The sequence below is a fragment of the Thalassococcus halodurans genome (assembly GCF_900108225.1).
GTDB lineage: Bacteria > Pseudomonadota > Alphaproteobacteria > Rhodobacterales > Rhodobacteraceae > Thalassococcus > Thalassococcus halodurans.
On record NZ_FNUZ01000005.1, the window covers coordinates 241,971 to 258,598 of the forward strand.

The following is a 16,628-nucleotide window of genomic DNA, read 5'->3' on the forward strand; positions in this document are numbered from 1 at the left end:
CCGGTCTGGATCGGGCTAGGCCCTGATCACTCTTCGTCTTCCTCCGCATCCAGGAGTTCCATATTCAGGCCAAGGCCGCGAACCTCTTTGACGAGAACGTTGAAGGATTCCGGAACACCGGCTTCAAAGTTGTCTTCGCCTTTGACGATCGATTCATAGACCTTCGTCCGGCCAGCCACGTCATCCGACTTGACCGTCAGCATTTCCTGCAGGGTGTATGCAGCGCCATAAGCTTCCAGAGCCCAGACCTCCATCTCACCGAAGCGCTGACCACCGAACTGCGCCTTACCACCCAGCGGCTGCTGCGTAACGAGGCTGTACGGGCCAGTGGAACGTGCGTGGATCTTGTCATCGACCAGGTGGTGCAGTTTCAGCAGGTATTTCACACCAACGGTGACCTTACGGCTGAACTGTTCACCTGTACGACCGTCGAACAGTGTCGACTGACCCGAGGTATCGAAACCGGCACGCGCCAGAGCGTCGTTTACGTCTGCTTCTTTCGCACCGTCGAAGACCGGCGTTGCGATCGGAACACCGCTTGTGACGTTGCCCGCGATTTCCAGCAGTTCGTTTTCGTCGAGGCCTTGGATGCCTTCGGCGTAAACGTCTTCGCCGTAAACCAGCTTCATCGCTTCGCGAACAGGTGTCAGGTCGCCGGAACGACGGTATTCCTGCAGCGCATCATCGACTTTCAGACCAAGGGCACGAGCGGCCCAACCCATGTGGGTTTCAAGGATCTGACCGACGTTCATACGCGACGGAACGCCCAGCGGGTTCAGACAGAGGTCAACAGGCGTACCATCTTCGAGGAACGGCATGTCTTCCATCGGGACCACGCGGGAAACGACACCTTTGTTCCCGTGACGACCCGCCATCTTATCGCCCGGCTGAAGCTTGCGCTTCACGGCGATGAAGACTTTGACCATCTTCATAACGCCCGGGGGCAGATCGTCGCCGCGGCGGACTTTTTCGACCTTGTCTTCGAAACGGGCATCCAGAGTACGCTTCTGCGCCTCGTACTGCTCGTGCAGGGCTTCGACGATTTTCGCATCGTCTTCGTCCTCAAGAGCAAGCTGCCACCACTGACCACGTGTCAGGCTATCCAGCAGTTCATCATCGATGACCGAGTTCGCTTTGACGCCTTTCGGGCCTTTCACAGCGACTTTGCCAAAGATCATGTCCTTCAGACGCGCATAGATGTTGCGGTCCAGGATCGCGAGTTCGTCGTCGCGGTCACGTGCCAGACGTTCGATTTCTTCGCGTTCGATCTGCAGCGCACGTTCGTCTTTTTCCACACCGTGGCGGTTGAAGACGCGGACTTCTACGACTGTACCGTAGTCACCGGGCTTCACGCGCAGGGATGTGTCACGAACGTCGGATGCCTTTTCACCGAAGATGGCGCGCAGAAGCTTTTCTTCCGGCGTCATCGGGCTTTCGCCCTTCGGTGTGATCTTACCGACAAGGATATCGCCCGGCTCTACGTCCGCACCGATGTAAACGATGCCAGCCTCGTCGAGGTTGCGCAGCGCTTCTTCACCGACGTTCGGAATGTCGCGAGTGATTTCTTCCGGCCCAAGCTTGGTGTCACGTGCGGCGACTTCGAATTCTTCGATGTGAACCGAAGTAAAGACGTCATCACGCGAGATACGCTCGGAGATCAGGATCGAGTCTTCGTAGTTGTAACCGTTCCAAGGCATGAACGCGACGACCACGTTCTTACCAAGCGCCAGTTCACCCATATCTGTGGACGGACCGTCAGCGATAACCTCGCCTTTCTGGACCGTGTCACCCACCTTCACCAGCGGACGCTGGTTGATACATGTGTTCTGGTTGGAACGCTGGAACTTGCGCATACGGTAGATATCAACGCCCGGATCGCCGGGTTCGAGATCTTCTGTCGCGCGGATAACGATACGCATCGCGTCAACCTGGTCGATGACACCGGCACGCTTGGCCATAATGGCCGCGCCCGAGTCACGCGCCACGACTTCCTCGATACCTGTACCAACCAGCGGCGCTTCAGAGCGCAGGGTCGGAACGGCCTGACGTTGCATGTTCGAACCCATCAGGGCGCGGTTAGCGTCGTCGTTTTCAAGGAACGGGATCAGAGATGCCGCAACCGAGACCAACTGCTTCGGCGAAACGTCGATCAGGTCAACGCTTTCGTTCGGAGCAAGTGTGTAGTCGCCGGACTGACGGGTCGAGACCAGATCGTTAACGAAACGGCCCTCTTCATCGAGGTTGGCGTTCGCCTGAGCCACGGTGTGGCGCATTTCTTCTGTCGCGGACATGTAGTGAACTTCATCCGTCACCTTACCGTCTTTGACGACGCGGTAGGGTGTTTCGATGAAGCCGTACTTGTTCACACGTGCGAAGGTCGCCAGCGAGTTGATAAGACCGATGTTCGGACCTTCCGGCGTTTCAATCGGACACATACGACCGTAGTGGGTCGGGTGAACGTCGCGAACCTCAAAGCCCGCACGTTCGCGTGTCAGACCGCCCGGCCCAAGCGCGGAGAGACGGCGCTTGTGCGTGACTTCCGACAGCGGGTTGGTCTGGTCCATGAACTGCGACAGCTGGGACGAACCAAAGAATTCGCGCACAGCGGCAGCAGCCGGTTTCGCGTTGATCAGATCCTGCGGCATAACCGTGTCGATCTCGACCGAGGACATACGTTCCTTGATCGCACGCTCCATACGAAGCAGGCCGACGCGGTACTGGTTTTCCATCAGTTCGCCAACGGAACGGACACGACGGTTACCAAGGTGGTCAATATCGTCGATGTCGCCACGGCCGTCACGCAGATCAACCAGCGCTTTGATACACTGAACGATGTCTTCACGATCCAACGTACGCTGCGTATCCGGCTTATCCAGCGCCAGACGCATGTTCATTTTCACGCGGCCAACGGCGGACAGGTCATAACGCTCGCTGTCGAAGAACAGCGTGTCGAACAGCGCAGAGGCTGCTTCAACGGTCGGCGGCTCGCCCGGACGCATAACGCGGTAGATGTCCATCAGCGCGGTTTCGCGGGTCGCGTTCTTGTCCTGCGCCATTGTGTTGCGCATGTACGGACCGACGTTGACGTTATCGATGTCCAGAACCGGAATCTCGGTCACGCCAGCGTCGATCAGCTCTTTGAGCGTGCCGCCTGTGACTTCACCGTCCTTGTCGACAGTCCATGTCAGTTCGTCACCGGCTTCGACGTAAATCGCGCCAGTTTCTTCGTTGATAATGTCGCGAGCAGCAAACTTACCAAGGATGTTTTCGAACGGAACAAGCAGGTTCTGAACCTTGCCTTCGTCGATCAGTTTCTTAACCGCGCGCGGCGTGACCTTTTTGCCGGCTTCGGCAATCACTTCACCTGTGTCGGCGTCGATCAGATCGAACAGCGGGCGGGTGCCGCGAACACGCTCGGGGAAGAACTTGGTCTCCCAGCCTTCACCCTTGCGCAGGTTGAAGGTGACCGTGTTGTAGTACGCGTCCATGATCGCTTCCTGGTCCAGACCCAGCGCATACAGCAGGGTGGTCACAGGCAGCTTACGGCGACGGTCGATACGAGCGAAGACGATGTCTTTCGCGTCGAATTCAAAGTCCAGCCAGGAACCGCGGTACGGGATGATACGGCAAGCGAACAGCAATTTACCCGAGCTGTGCGTTTTACCTTTGTCGTGGTCAAAGAACACGCCCGGCGAACGGTGCATCTGGGACACGATCACGCGCTCGGTACCGTTCACAACGAACGTGCCGTTCGGTGTCATCAAAGGCATATCGCCCATGAACACGTCTTGTTCTTTGATATCCTTAACGGACTTGGCGCCAGTGTCTTCATCGACATCAAATACGATCAGGCGCAGCGTCACCTTCAGGGGTGCGCTGTAGGTCATGTCACGCTGCTGACATTCCTCAACATCGTATTTGGGCTTTTCAAGCTCGTAGCTGACGAACTCGAGAACCGAGGTTTCATTAAAGTCCTTGATCGGGAAAACCGACTGGAAGACGCCCTTGATCCCTTCGCCGTCAAGCGGCTCTGGCTGGTCGCCAGATTTCAGGAACAGGTCGTAAGACGATTTTTGAACCTCGATCAGGTTCGGCATGTCCAGAACTTCGCGGATCTTACCGTAGTATCTCCGAAGACGTTTTTGGCCAAGGAAGGATTGTGCCATGGTCTATGTCACCTTTGCGATAAACTCGTTCAAGCGCATACCGTCGGGCTCCGGCATGTCTTGTCAGTGACGGCATTGAAATCAGATCCATTCTCGGCCTTCGTCCCACCGAAGACCACTCGATCCTGAAAGCCCTGCCTTGGAAAAATCCTGAAGCGTCAGGATCTTACCAAGTCAGCGTTTTTCATCGTTAAAAAACACAATTGCGACGGAGTTTTCAGCGCCCTTCTTGGGCCTTTGTCCGTGTGCGAATTGTGTTGATCAGCTGTTGCGCGCCACCCTCTGCATCGGACAAGTAAAAGCGGGCTTCGAATCACTCGAACCCGCAGGAGACTTCCGAATATTCTGTAAAGATAGGAAACGCAACCACAATTCCCACGTAACTATTGTTAACCCGTTTTGCAGCATTTCGCAAGCAAACCGAAAGCACTGACACAAAATCAAAAAAGAAAGGGCGCCCCGAAGGACGCCCCAAACATCCGAAGATCGAACTATTACTTGAGTTCGATTTCCGCGCCAGCTGCTTCCAGCTTGGCTTTGATGTCTTCAGCTTCCTCTTTGGAAACCTGTTCTTTAACGGCTTTGCCGCCTGCTTCAACCAGCTCTTTGGCTTCTTTCAGGCCCAGACCGGTGATGCCGCGAACTTCCTTGATCACGTTGATCTTGGATGCGCCTGCCGACTTCAGGATGACGTCGAATTCAGTCTGCTCTTCGCCTGCGCCTGCTGCGCCTGCGTCGCCAGCTGCTGCTACCATTACGGCGCCGCCAGCTGCGGGCTCGATGCCGTACTCATCCTTCAGGATGGTTTTCAGTTCTTGTGCTTCGAGAAGCGTCAGGTTGACGATTTCTTCTGCGAGTTTCTTCAGATCAGCCATTGTGACTACTTTCCATTACTAGATGTGTTCTAACGTCGAGGAATAAACCCCACGAAAATCCACTGGATGCCTTATGCTGCTTCCGCTTTCTCTTCGATGGTCGAGAGAATGGAAGCAATGTTCGACGCAGGCGCACCGATCGCACCGGCAATGTTCGAAGCGGGTGCACCGATGCAGCCAACGATGGAGGCAATAAGCTCCTCGCGGGACGGCATTTTCGACACAGCTTCTACACCAGCTCGGTCCAGAGCGTTCTCACCCATTGCACCGCCAAGGATCTCAAATTTCTTGTTATCTTTGGCGAAGTCCTCAACCACTTTCGCCGCGGCGACAGGGTCTTCGGAATAAGTCAGAACGGTCATACCCTCGAGGTAGGATGCCACGCTTGCGCAGGGCTTACCCTCAAGAGCGATCTTAGCGAGCCTGTTCTTGGCGACGCGTACGGATGCGCCAGCGTCGCGTGCGCGACCCCGCAGATCCTGCATCTCGGCAACCGTGAGACCTTCGTAGTGGGCAACCACAACGACGCCAGAGCTTTCAAAGATCTGGCCGAGTTCCTCGACCACTTTCTCTTTCTGGGCTCTATCCACAGTTTCACTCCAATTGTTGGAGGGGGCGACCCCTCCGGCTCACGTCAGCCAGACAGATGTCTGGCCAGAAAGGTCCGATCGGGTCGTCACAATCGCGTCTCCGGTCTTTCAGCAGAAAGCACGGAACGATATGTCTCTTCCCGTCTCGGGCAGGATTTAACGGCCCTGCGACCAACCCACCGTCTCGGACGAAATAAGGGCGCTACGAATCGCGATCCGCCCTTGGGTGCTGGCAATAGTCGGATCAGCCCTAAATGCCAAGGGTAAACTGATCCCAAGGCCCGATGCGCTTTCGCGCACGGACATTTTTACCTCGTCCTCCGCCTGTGGCGTCGTCCTCAGGTTGGCGCATGTTTGTATTTTCTTTCCCAAAATACCTTGGGGGAATTGGCCAAAGGCCAAGGGGGCAAAGCCCCTAATGCGACGGCGGCCAATCGGGGTCCGTCAGCCCCAGTTCCACGCGTGTCCACGACCGCAGCGCGCCACCGCGCTCCATCTGCGCCAAGCGTTCTTCATTGAAAACATGTAGGCAGTCGTACAACTCCCGCAGCGCGGCTTCAGGCTCTGGACCCTCCATCCGCTTCTCGATTTCCAGCCGCATCGGCAGACGGAACCCACGCGATGACAGCCGCCAGCGGATTTTATTGCGCCAGACCTCATAGCCCTGATCCACGAAGTGGAACAGATAGGCCCCTTCGTCCGCCGACAACGTCGCCCCTTCAATCGGACCGTCCTGATCTTCAATCCAATGCTGGCGCACTTTGACAGGCGACATCCCTGTGCGGGTCACCGATTTGCCCACTGTGTGCCCCATCAAACCATGACGCGGCTTCACCGCCGGGGCCAGATCGCCATAGATACTGCGCTGGACCCAGCCCTTTTGCGGCAGGCGGAAGTACAGGCGATCGGGATCGTCGGGGCTTTGGACATGCTCGGCGGGCAAAAACCGCAGGGCGCGGCAGGAAGCGGGTTGCTTGGCCACCTCTTGGGCAATGGTGCGCCCCTCAAGGAACAGCAGCTCGTCACTGTCGACATTCAGAAACCAGCCGCCTTCGGGGATGTTGCGATAGACATGTCCCATCGCCAAATTCTGGCGCTTGGTGAACCGCTCGTCTGCCGTTGTGCCCAGCCCCTCCCAGAACTCAGGCGTCGCGCGAATGGCGATGACATCTTCACGCCCGCTGACCACCTCGATTGCGGGGTCTTCGGGATCATCAAAGCACAGGACGATGCACCCCGCCCCTTGGGCGGCGTACCATTCGACAAAGCGCACAACCGTGGACACCGGTTCTTTCAAGATTGCGCCAACTGTCAGCATAAATCGTCCTTCTTTCCCGATTGGCTCGCATCATGCGCGACAACACCGGAAACGTAAAAAAGGCGGATGTTGCCACCCGCCTTTTTCAAAACTCTGTGCCTACTCCGCAACGGAGTAGAAGGCTTAGTTGCCTGTCGCGTTTTCGACGTCGATCGATACGCCCGGGCCCATGGAGGAAGATACAGAGACCTTCTTCATGTACGTGCCTTTCGCGCCTGTCGGCTTGGCTTTTGCAACGGCGTCAACGAAGGCGCGGATGTTTTCAACCAGCTTCGCTTCGTCGAAGGACACTTTGCCAACGCCTGCGTGTACAACACCGGCTTTTTCAGCTTTGAACTGAACCTGACCGCCTTTTGCGTCAGCAACAGCCTGAGCAACGTCCATTGTAACTGTGCCAACTTTGGGGTTCGGCATCAGGTTACGCGGGCCCAGAACTTTACCCAGACGACCAACGATCGGCATCATGTCGGGTGTCGCGATGCAGCGATCGAATTCGATGGTGCCGCCCTGAACGGTTTCCATCAGATCCTCTGCGCCAACGATATCTGCGCCAGCTTCTTTGGCTTCGTCTGCTTTTGCGCCGCGAGCGAAAACAGCAACACGTACTGTTTTTCCTGTGCCGTTCGGCAGGCTGACAACGCCACGAACCATCTGGTCAGCGTGACGGGGGTCAACACCGAGGTTCATCGCGATTTCAACTGTTTCGTCGAACTTCGTCTTGGAGTTGCCTTTGATCAGTGCAACGGCGTCTTCGACGGTGACGTTTTCTTTGCCAGCGAAAGCTTCGCGTGCGGCGCGGGTGCGTTTACCAAGTTTCGCCATCTTACTTCACCTCGATGCCCATGGACTTGGCCGAGCCAAGGATGATCTGCATGGCTGCTTCTACGTCGTTCGCCGACAGGTCCTTCATTTTCGCTTCTGCGATTTCACGGACTTGGGCAACGGTCACAGTTGCAACAGTTTCACGGCCGGGGTTTTCAGCACCACGGGGGCGGTTACGCTTGCCCACGTTTTTCAGACCAGCAGCTTTTTTCAGGTAGTAAGACGCAGGCGGCGTCTTGATGTCCATGGTGAAGGACTTGTCCTGATAATAGGTAATCTCGGTCGGGCAAGGTGCGCCCTGTTCCATGTCCTGCGTCTTGGCGTTGAACGCCTTACAGAATTCCATGATGTTGATACCGCGCTGACCCAGCGCAGGGCCGACGGGCGGCGACGGGTTGGCAGCACCTGCAGGGATCTGCAGTTTCATCTTGCCAGCAAGCTTCTTGGCCATGAGGCCTCTCCTTTTTCCAACAGCCGCAGGACGCGTTCCTTTGGCTTTTTTGTCGTGTGGTCAGGTCCGGACAACGCGTTGCCCTCGCCTCCCACAATGATTCCCGCAATATGGGGAATAGGCGGTGCGGTTACAGTGATTTGAACCGCAGATCAACCGGCAACAGGGAAATCCCCGATAAACTGCCGGAAAATGAAAGCCCCCGATCTTCTGGATCGAGGGCTAGAATGCTTTTCAGGCGCGGGCGATCAGCCCTGCTTGGTGACCTGAGTAAAGTCCAGTTCGACAGGTGTTTCGCGGCCAAAGATGGACACGGTAACCTTGAGCTTCTGGTTTTCGTCGTCGACGCCTTCGACCATACCGTCGAAATCTTCGAACGGACCGTCGTTGACTTTGACCTTCTCGCCGACCTCGAAGTGAATAAGCGTGCGCGGTGCTTCTTCGCCTTCCTGAACACGGCCCAGGATCGCGGTCACTTCGCTGTCACGCATCGGCATCGGGCGGCCTTGCGGGCCAAGGAAACCTGTGACGCGGTTGATCGAGTTGATCAGGTGGTAACCGGCATCGGACATTTCCATGCGCACCAGAACGTAACCCGGCATAAAGCGGCGTTCGGATGTTACCTTTTTACCGCGACGTACTTCGATCACCTCTTCGGTCGGAACGAGCACTTCTTCAATCTGATCCTCAAGCCCTTGCTCGGTTACAGATGTCCGGATTTGTTCGGCGACCTTCTTTTCGAAGTTCGAGAGCACGCTCACCGAATACCACCGTTTTGCCATTGGGCCGTCCCCTATTGTCCTTCCGCTGCCTTGTCTTAAAGCGCAATCCGCGCGACCTGCAACGTGGTCCCTACAAAGAAATGCGGCGTGCAACTCGAATCATTGCACGCCAGCCTAAACAGTTTCGTGTGCCTACCGAATGATCCACACGAATTCAAGTACCTGACGGCTGTGCCGTTTCAGCGGGTGATTAGCCGAACATCCCCAGCAGCGCCTGGAGGCCGCCGCGGATCAACAGATCAACCAACGCGAAGAAGACTGCGGTAAGAGCCGCCATGATGAAGACCATGACAGTCGTCAGCAGAACTTCGCGGCGCGTCGGCCAAACGATTTTGCCCACTTCCGAGCGGACCTGCTGAATAAACTGGAGCGGATTGGTTTTTGCCATCACACGTATCTCTTTTTGCTGTCCGTCGGCACATACGGTGAAGCGCGCCGTCTTTCAAGCCAATCTGTACCGACACCCCGCCACAGGGGCGTGATCCGTGGAACTAATATGAACGCGCGTATTGCCCGAAACGGCAAAAAGTTCCCTGAGTTCGCGGGGATATGAGCAACCCTCACATACGAGTGAAGTGCTGAAATTTCGAGGAACGACTGCGGCGCTGGCCCGTTAATTCCACGAACCGGGTGACAAACCCTAACGCAAACAACAAGCCGCACTTCACCAGATACTGGTTCGACGGTGCGCACATAAGGAGAAAGACATGAAACGCTTCATGATCACAACCGCACTGACACTGACAACCGCTGGCGCTGCTATGGCCGCGACCGAAGGCCAGATCAACACCATTGAAAACTACCTGCCGGAAGCGAACGTCGCTGCGTGGTCTGACACTCAGGTGATTTCTGCCCTGAACGTCATTAAATCGGGTGACAAATCCCGCGGCGAAATCGAAGCCCAGCTGAAGGCCATGTATGTTGTCGACGGTGAAAACTTTACACCGGCCATGATCACTGAAGGCGAACAAGCAATGCTGGACATGTATGTTGACGGTGTTGACTACTCCATGCTGCCGCAGCCGGTCGTGGACCAAGCGATTAGCGTCGCATATTCGGACCTGAACAACGACCAGAAGGCCGAACAGATCGAAACGCTGCTGACAGTGGTGTCGCCGACCGAGACTCTAAACCGCGCGACAGAAGGTGAGATCGCCCTGATCGAAAGCTATGTGCCCGAACTGGACGCAAGCCTGCTGAGCGAGGAACAAGTTGTGGTGGCCCTGGACATCATTAACTCGACAGACAACGAAGCCGAAATCGAACCGCGCCTGAAAGCGTACCTGAACATTTCGTAATCGCTTCTGAACACCAAAATAAGGGTCGCTCCGGCGGCCCTTATTTTTTTGGCGCATTCAAAATTGACGGGTAAAGCACGCGCCGACACAGTGACGGCAATTGGAGCACCGTCATGTCATTTGAATTTCTGTTTACATCTTTGATCGTCGTTCTGCTGCCAGGCACGGGCGTAATCTACACCTTGGCCATCGGGCTTGGCCGCGGTTTCCGCGCCAGCATCGCCGCCGCAGTGGGCTGCACTGTGGGCATCGTGCCCGCCGCCTTTGCCAGCATCGTGGGGTTGTCGGCGCTGTTGCACACCAGCGCGCTAGCCTTTCAGGTGCTCAAATATCTGGGCGTCGCCTACCTGTTCTATATGGCGTGGAAAACGCTGAAGGACGACAGCACTTTAGAAGTGCGCGAAAATGACAGGCCGACGCACTACACCAGTATCGCGGTCAACGGCGCGCTTCTGAACGTTCTGAACCCGAAACTGTCGCTGTTCTTTCTGGCCTTCTTGCCGCAGTTCATTTCTGCTGACGCCGCACGGCCAACGATGCAACTGACGGGGCTGGCGATGGTCTTTATGGCGATGACCTTCGTAATTTTTGTGGGCTATGGCGCATTTGCCGCCATGGCGCGCGATTATGTGATCCAACGCCCCAAAGTCACCGCATGGATCAGGCGCGCCTTTGCCGGAACCTTCGGCGCATTGGGCGCAAAGCTGGCGTTGACAGACTGACGCTGTCCGACGCTGCGCTGATTTTTGTGATTTGGCTTGGCAGGGGCAGCAGGGTTCGAACCCGCGACCTACGGTTTTGGAGACCGTCGCTCTACCAGCTGAGCTATACCCCTAAGCCGAGGGACGGGATACAGCGGCCCCAAACCGAATTCAAGCGGGAAAGTTGGGAATCGCGCGAAGGTTTTTCAAGAAACCTGCCGACCCCGCAGTGACATATCCCTCACAAACCGCGGACTATCGCTCACCGCACCGTTAGCGACAGGAAACATTACATCTGCGCACAAATGCACACTTAGATGTGCAAGCGTCGTGTCGGGTATCCAAACACCCGTGCCGACCCGAAATGCTACAGCGTTTGTGAAAAATGGCCCATTCCTGAGGGCCTTATTTTGTTGGGTTTCCGGAAGATCCCGGCCGCATTGGCACTGAATTTCCTTTTTCAATAGCACAGTTACGTGAGAATTCGCGATCAATTCTGTGAGTTGCGAACCTGCGGAAACTCCCCAATTTGACTGTTGTCGAACGCAACAACGCGTTCCCCAAATCAAACCGCCGCACAGGCAAAAACACAGATCAAATGGAGAATGACCCATGAAAAACCTTATCGCACTGACCGCCGTTTCTTTCGCTGCTCTGACAGGCGTCGCATCCGCTGATGTTGCTCCGGCGACCATCGCATCGGTCGAACGTTACACAAACGAAGACGTCTCTGCCCTGACAGACACACAGATCCTGTCGCTGGCTCAGATCGTTACATCCGAAGACAGCCGCTCTGAAATCGAGAGCCGCATCGACTCGCTGATCCGTCAGTACCAGTAAACCCAACCCCTCTTTCTCCCCCTCCCCAAAGGCGCAACGCGCCACATCAAAGGACTGAAACCATGAAAAACCTTATCGCACTTACCGCTGTATCCTTCGCTGCCCTGACAGGCGTTGCTTCTGCTGACGTTGCTCCGGCCACAATCGCGTCGGTCGAACGTTACACAAACGAAGACGTCTCTGCCCTGACAGACACACAGATCCTGTCGCTGGCTCAGATCGTTACATCCGAAGACAGCCGCTCGGAAATCGAGAGCCGCATCGACTCGCTGATCCGTCAGTACCAGTAAGCTCAGGTTTAGCGGCTCCCAACTCACTCCCCCCGATGCTGGGGATCGCTGAACAGAAAAGGCCCGCCATAAAGGCGGGCCTTTTTGTGCAGATGCAGGTGACCACGTATCAGGCAGCCGTCTTGCGGCGCCCGATATCCTGCACAACACCCCGATCGAACAACTGCTGGATTTCCGTGTCTGTCAAGCCTGCGACTTCGGACAAGACCTCTTCCGTTTGCGCCCCCAGATGCGCGGCAGGTGCAGGTTCCTGACGGGCAAAACCGGTGTAGTTGACCGGTGAACCGGGGACAGGGAAGCGGCCCAGACCGGGCTGATCCATCAGTTTGAACATCGGGTTATCTTCGGACAGGTCCGGATCTTCGGCCAAGGCCTCGGGGACCGTACGGAAAGGTGCCCAAGTGACACCCGCCGCGTCCAGTTCGCGCGCCACGACAACTCGTGGGCGGTAGGCGAACCAAGGTTTTAAAATCTCGGTAATGTCGTGACGCAGGGCGAAACGCACGCCCTCGTCTGCAAGGTTCTTACCGGTCGCGGATGCAAGGCGCTGCATTGCTGCCTCGGTTCCGGTGACCTTGACCAGACCTTTCCACTGACGTTCGGTCAGGCCGATAACCATCACACGCTTGCCATCGGCGCACAGGAAATCGTGCCCGTACGCGCCGTAAAGCGCATTGCCCGCCTTAGGACGCGCACGGCCTGTCATTGTCGCCTCGCCCAGCAGGCCCAAGTGACCCAAGGTGGCTGCAGCAACATCCTTCAGCGACAAATCAACGCCCTGCCCCGCACCTGTGCGCAGACGATGACGTTCTGCGGCCAACAGCGCCTGAACAACGACGTGACCGGCGGCAATGTCCCACGCAGGAAGCGCATGCGCGACCGGCGCGTCGTGGCCTTCGGGGCCGGTCATTTCCGGAATGCCCAGCATCGGGTTCACGGTGTAATCGACCTGCGGGTTGCCGTCGCGGTCGCCTTTCAGGGTGACCGTGATCATGTCTTCGCGCTGCGACGACAACGTTTCATGATCTAGCCAGCCTTTGACCGCCAGATTGGTGATGAACAGACCCGCATCCTGACCGGGCGCGGTGATGATCCGGCTGATCAACTCGCGTCCTTCACGGGACTTCATATCAACCGCGACGGATTTCTTGCCCTTGTTCATGCCCGCCCAGAAATAGCTTTCACCATTGGGCGCCACCGGCCAGCGACCGGCGTCCAGACCGCCACCGATGCGGTCGAAACGGATCACCTCGGCGCCCATCTGGGCCAGCGTCATGCCCGCAAGCGGGACCGCCACAAAGGCCGAGCCTTCAACAACACGCATTCCATTCAGAATTCCAGTCATGCCGTCTCCTCCCATTCGGCGGTGGCCTGCAGGCCTTGGTTTTCATCGCCCCGCGCTGTGCAAAGCCGTAGCTTGCCCTGACCGTCCTCCTCGGCCAGCAAACGCATGTCGCGATCGTGAAACATCGGGTGCACGCCACGGAACTTGAAGCGATCCGGCGCACGGCCCATGTGCTGGGTTCCCACCTGACACAGCATCATCGCCTGAAGCGGGCCGTGAACGATCAGGTTGGGGTATTTTTCTACGTCTCGCGCATAATCCAGATCAATGTGGATGCGGTGCGCGTTGAATGTGCAGGCGGAAAAGCGGAACAATAGCGCTTCGTTCACCGGCACGGTTTTGTCGATAACCGTCGCTGTGGGCGGCTGGATGGCCTTGGGCGCGCGGAATTTCTCGGGCATCTCAAGATAGACGATGTCCTGCACTTCGCGGATCGCCAGACCGTTTTCGCCCGCGATTTCGTGGGCCACAGTTACGAACACCATCTTGCCGGTCGAGCCTTCTTTCTCGGCCACATTCTTGATGATCGAATGGCGCGTCAGACGTTCGCCAACGCGCAGCGGTTTGACGAATTCCAACTGCCCAGCGGCCCACATCCGGCGGGGCAACGCTACCGGCGGAAGAAAACCGCCCAGCTTGGGATGTCCATCTTCGGCCAGTTCGCGCATCGAAACTGTCGGGAGGAACGCAACCCAGTGCCACAGGGCGGGCAGTTCATCACCATGGCGCGGGGCGGTGGCACCGGCATCGGACAGTGTCGCGGCCAGCATCGCGGCCTGAATTTCTTCGACACGACCTTGGGCAGTTTCTTCGCGCCCAATCCAATCGGTGACTTGCAGTGCCATGGTGTTCCCTTCTCCCGTGATAGAAGAAGAAACTGCCGAAGCGGTCGTAAAAAATCAAATGTTTTTAATGACTTAGCGGGATACCACGGCATACCAAATCCGTATGCACGGGAATACAATTCGCGCAGTTCTTTGAAAGATTGAACAGATTTGCCTTTCTGCAAATGCAGCATGAGCCGCGCAAAAAGCGGCGGCCAGATTGTCGCATGCCCCCTGAAACAAGTATATTTCGGCCCAGCCACCGTTTGACCCTGCCCAAAACCGTGGGTCAGCAAAGGAAAAGGCCGCCCGAAGGCGGCCCATTCATCAGCGATATTCGTGTAGCAAAAGCGCCCTAGAACGGAATGCGGACACCCACGGCCAGAACGTGACCTGTCACATCAAAGTTCAACGCTTTGACCGGCACTTCGCCAGTGTCGTCAGGGGTCGAGCCGCCCTGCGCCTCGCCCAGGTTGAAATACCGATAGGACATATCCAAGAACATCGGGCGTTTCACCTGACCCAAGTCATAGGTCACGCCAGCACCAACCGACCAAGCCAGATCAACGTTGGTATCGTCCGAGAAGGTACGTACCGGTCGCGTCGTATCATTGTCAGGATTGGCTGTGCGGGTCCATGATGTCACCTTGTTACGGGCAACGCCGACACCGGCCGTGACATACGGCTGAAGCTTACCTGACATAGCAAAGTCATAGCTGACGTTCGCCATCAAGGCCGAGGTTTTGAACTTTGCGTCTGTGATGTCCGCATGTTCGCTACATGGCGTGCCATCCGAGGCAGAGTCGCAAGCACCTGTCGCGTCCGTCGCGCCAGTCACCAAAAGTTCGACATCACCACGAATGTTGTTCCCAAAGGATTTCCCGATGGCCACGCTGGCAAAACCGGTGTTGTCCATTGCACCGATATCAAAGTTGACCTGCGGATCATCCGGATAGCCGTGCGGTCTCCAGTATTCGTCCTCAGCTGTAGGGGCAAACGTACCCAGTTGAAGCTTCAGATATTCGCCTTCTGCAACTGCTGCGACCGGCTGCGCAGCGATCAAAGCAGCCAGAAGACCTGCACCAATTTTCGTTTCTTTTGTCATGTGTCCCACACCCTCAAAAGGATTTTTTTATTGAAACCCACCCCACATGCGTGGGGTGAGCAAAGCATAAGCAGATCAACCGTGACCTTCCAAGACAGCCTGGCGGATTTCCTCGGCGTGGTATGCCAATGTGGCAACATACGCGTCAGACACCGGAATGTCGTAGATGACAGCCAAGGCGATGACGGTCTCTTCTGTGATCGGCACGGTTTTGTCCGAAGCGATGCCAAGGAACACAGCCGCCAGAGTGAAGGCGTCATTGGTGATCCCCACCGAAGACAGGTCGATCTCGCCGTCCATCGCATCTTTCAGCAACGCCAGATTGGACAGCGGGCTGTCGACCAGCGTCAGGTTATCCCAATCGTTGGCCAGCGCATCTTTGATGTCTTCCAGAGACTGGTTGTAGAAATCTGCCGACGCAGGCAGGGCAAGCAGGGCCTCGTCATAGGCCTGATCCAGAACCTTTTCCGGACTACGCGCAACATTCAGGCGCCCCAGTTCGATTTCCGGAATACCTTCTTGTGCCCAAGCCGGTTGACCACCGTCATCATGCGACGGGCTACCTGCCTGCGGGCCAACGCCTTCGGACGAGTCATCTGGTCCGGTCTGGCCATCACCGCCGCCCTGATTGTCCTGACCATGCTGTCCGGCAGAGTTTCCACCACCGCTTTCGTGATCCGAGTCATCATGGTCAGAGTCATCGTGATCAGCGTCATCATGCGAACCTGATCCGCCTTGGCCGCCCTGCCCGCCACTGCCAGAGCCAGCCCCGTCACCAGAGCCGTCACCAGAACCTTCGGCAGCCACAGCGACATTCGCGAAACCAACAACAAGAGGTGCAGCGACACCGGTGATCAAAAGCCCGGTTGCCAGAGCAGTTGTGATAAGCAGCTTAGATTTGAACATGTCTTGCCCTTTCCCAGTTCGGACGAAGATTCGCCCTTAAGATGTAGAAAGGTTACCGCCGCTAAACGTGGGCCACTTTGTTCTAAATCAAATTCGTGAATATTTAATGTTCGGCGCAATTTTACGGGGGAAACACCTCGCAAAAAGCAAAAGAGCCCCGCAATTGCGAGGCTCTTTCAATCTGTTCAACGCATCATCAGCGTTGCGTCGTTCCGTGTGGAACCACCGCTTATGCGATGATTTTGGAGACGACGCCGGAGCCGACGGTGCGGCCGCCTTCGCGGATCGCGAAGCGCAGCTTTTCTTCCATCGCGA

Annotated in this window: 17 protein-coding genes and 1 tRNA gene; 4 read left to right on the forward strand and 14 right to left on the reverse strand. The window is 56.6% G+C overall.

The annotated features are described in order from the left end of the window. Positions 1 to 26: 26 nt before the first annotated feature. The 8 genes from rpoB to secE form a co-directional block, all read right to left on the reverse strand. Positions 27 to 4,166, reverse strand: coding sequence for a DNA-directed RNA polymerase subunit beta (rpoB, locus tag C4S59_RS15730; protein WP_103911468.1), 4,140 nt, complete (start codon positions 4,164 to 4,166; stop codon positions 27 to 29). Positions 4,167 to 4,660: 494 nt separating this feature from the next. After that, positions 4,661 to 5,041, reverse strand: a complete 381-nt coding sequence (rplL, locus tag C4S59_RS15735) for a 50S ribosomal protein L7/L12 (protein WP_103911469.1) — start codon at positions 5,039 to 5,041, stop codon at positions 4,661 to 4,663. 71 nt (positions 5,042 to 5,112) lie between these two features. Continuing rightward, the gene (gene rplJ / locus C4S59_RS15740; RefSeq protein WP_103911470.1) at positions 5,113 to 5,631 is read right to left on the reverse strand and encodes a 50S ribosomal protein L10; all 519 of its coding nucleotides are present in this window, start codon (positions 5,629 to 5,631) and stop codon (positions 5,113 to 5,115) included. 415 nt (positions 5,632 to 6,046) lie between these two features. After that, the gene (locus C4S59_RS15745) at positions 6,047 to 6,949 is read right to left on the reverse strand and encodes a glycosyltransferase family 2 protein (RefSeq protein ID WP_103911471.1); all 903 of its coding nucleotides are present in this window, start codon (positions 6,947 to 6,949) and stop codon (positions 6,047 to 6,049) included. Between the two features lie 123 nt (positions 6,950 to 7,072). Continuing rightward, positions 7,073 to 7,771 carry a 50S ribosomal protein L1 gene (gene rplA, locus C4S59_RS15750; protein WP_103911472.1) on the reverse strand — a complete coding sequence of 233 codons (699 nt, stop codon included), beginning with the start codon at positions 7,769 to 7,771 and terminating at the stop codon, positions 7,073 to 7,075. Position 7,772: 1 nt separating this feature from the next. Next, positions 7,773 to 8,222: a 50S ribosomal protein L11 gene (gene rplK, locus C4S59_RS15755; protein ID WP_103911473.1), complete on the reverse strand. Its 450-nt coding sequence runs from the start codon at positions 8,220 to 8,222 to the stop codon at positions 7,773 to 7,775. Between the two features lie 248 nt (positions 8,223 to 8,470). Next, a complete protein-coding gene (nusG, locus tag C4S59_RS15760) occupies positions 8,471 to 9,004 on the reverse strand; it encodes a transcription termination/antitermination protein NusG (RefSeq protein ID WP_103911474.1) in 534 nt (177 codons plus the stop codon). Positions 9,005 to 9,194: 190 nt separating this feature from the next. Further along, positions 9,195 to 9,392: a preprotein translocase subunit SecE gene (secE, locus tag C4S59_RS15765; protein ID WP_103911475.1), complete on the reverse strand. Its 198-nt coding sequence runs from the start codon at positions 9,390 to 9,392 to the stop codon at positions 9,195 to 9,197. 319 nt (positions 9,393 to 9,711) lie between these two features. Here secE and C4S59_RS15770 point away from each other — a divergent pair, with 319 nt between their 5' ends. Continuing rightward, positions 9,712 to 10,302, forward strand: a complete 591-nt coding sequence (locus tag C4S59_RS15770; RefSeq protein WP_103911476.1) for a hypothetical protein — start codon at positions 9,712 to 9,714, stop codon at positions 10,300 to 10,302. 113 nt (positions 10,303 to 10,415) lie between these two features. Beyond that, complete coding sequence (locus C4S59_RS15775) at positions 10,416 to 11,024, forward strand: LysE family translocator (RefSeq protein WP_103911477.1); 609 nt, start codon at positions 10,416 to 10,418, stop codon at positions 11,022 to 11,024. 37 nt (positions 11,025 to 11,061) lie between these two features. On the opposite strand, the gene C4S59_RS15780 is transcribed toward C4S59_RS15775, so the two are convergent. Next, positions 11,062 to 11,137 (reverse strand) — tRNA-Trp (locus C4S59_RS15780). A gap of 478 nt (positions 11,138 to 11,615) precedes the next feature. Between C4S59_RS15780 and C4S59_RS15785 the strand changes: the two genes are divergently transcribed. Then, complete coding sequence (locus C4S59_RS15785) at positions 11,616 to 11,843, forward strand: hypothetical protein (RefSeq protein ID WP_103911478.1); 228 nt, start codon at positions 11,616 to 11,618, stop codon at positions 11,841 to 11,843. Between the two features lie 62 nt (positions 11,844 to 11,905). Continuing rightward, positions 11,906 to 12,133, forward strand: coding sequence for a hypothetical protein (locus C4S59_RS15790; protein WP_103911478.1), 228 nt, complete (start codon positions 11,906 to 11,908; stop codon positions 12,131 to 12,133). Between the two features lie 109 nt (positions 12,134 to 12,242). On the opposite strand, the gene C4S59_RS15795 is transcribed toward C4S59_RS15790, so the two are convergent. From C4S59_RS15795 to C4S59_RS19915, 5 genes are all read right to left on the reverse strand, one after another. Then, positions 12,243 to 13,478: a CoA transferase gene (locus tag C4S59_RS15795; protein ID WP_103911479.1), complete on the reverse strand. Its 1,236-nt coding sequence runs from the start codon at positions 13,476 to 13,478 to the stop codon at positions 12,243 to 12,245. After that, the gene (locus C4S59_RS15800; RefSeq protein ID WP_103911480.1) at positions 13,475 to 14,323 is read right to left on the reverse strand and encodes an FAS1-like dehydratase domain-containing protein; all 849 of its coding nucleotides are present in this window, start codon (positions 14,321 to 14,323) and stop codon (positions 13,475 to 13,477) included. The genes C4S59_RS15795 and C4S59_RS15800 overlap by 4 nt, the downstream gene beginning before the upstream one ends. Before the next feature lie 334 nt (positions 14,324 to 14,657). Beyond that, positions 14,658 to 15,407: an outer membrane protein gene (locus C4S59_RS15805; RefSeq protein WP_103911481.1), complete on the reverse strand. Its 750-nt coding sequence runs from the start codon at positions 15,405 to 15,407 to the stop codon at positions 14,658 to 14,660. 75 nt (positions 15,408 to 15,482) lie between these two features. Next, the gene (locus tag C4S59_RS15810; RefSeq protein WP_103911482.1) at positions 15,483 to 16,313 is read right to left on the reverse strand and encodes a hypothetical protein; all 831 of its coding nucleotides are present in this window, start codon (positions 16,311 to 16,313) and stop codon (positions 15,483 to 15,485) included. Between the two features lie 229 nt (positions 16,314 to 16,542). After that, positions 16,543 to 16,628 (reverse strand): EF-Tu C-terminal domain-related protein (locus tag C4S59_RS19915; RefSeq protein ID WP_146064556.1); only part of this gene is annotated, 86 nt, incomplete at its 5' end.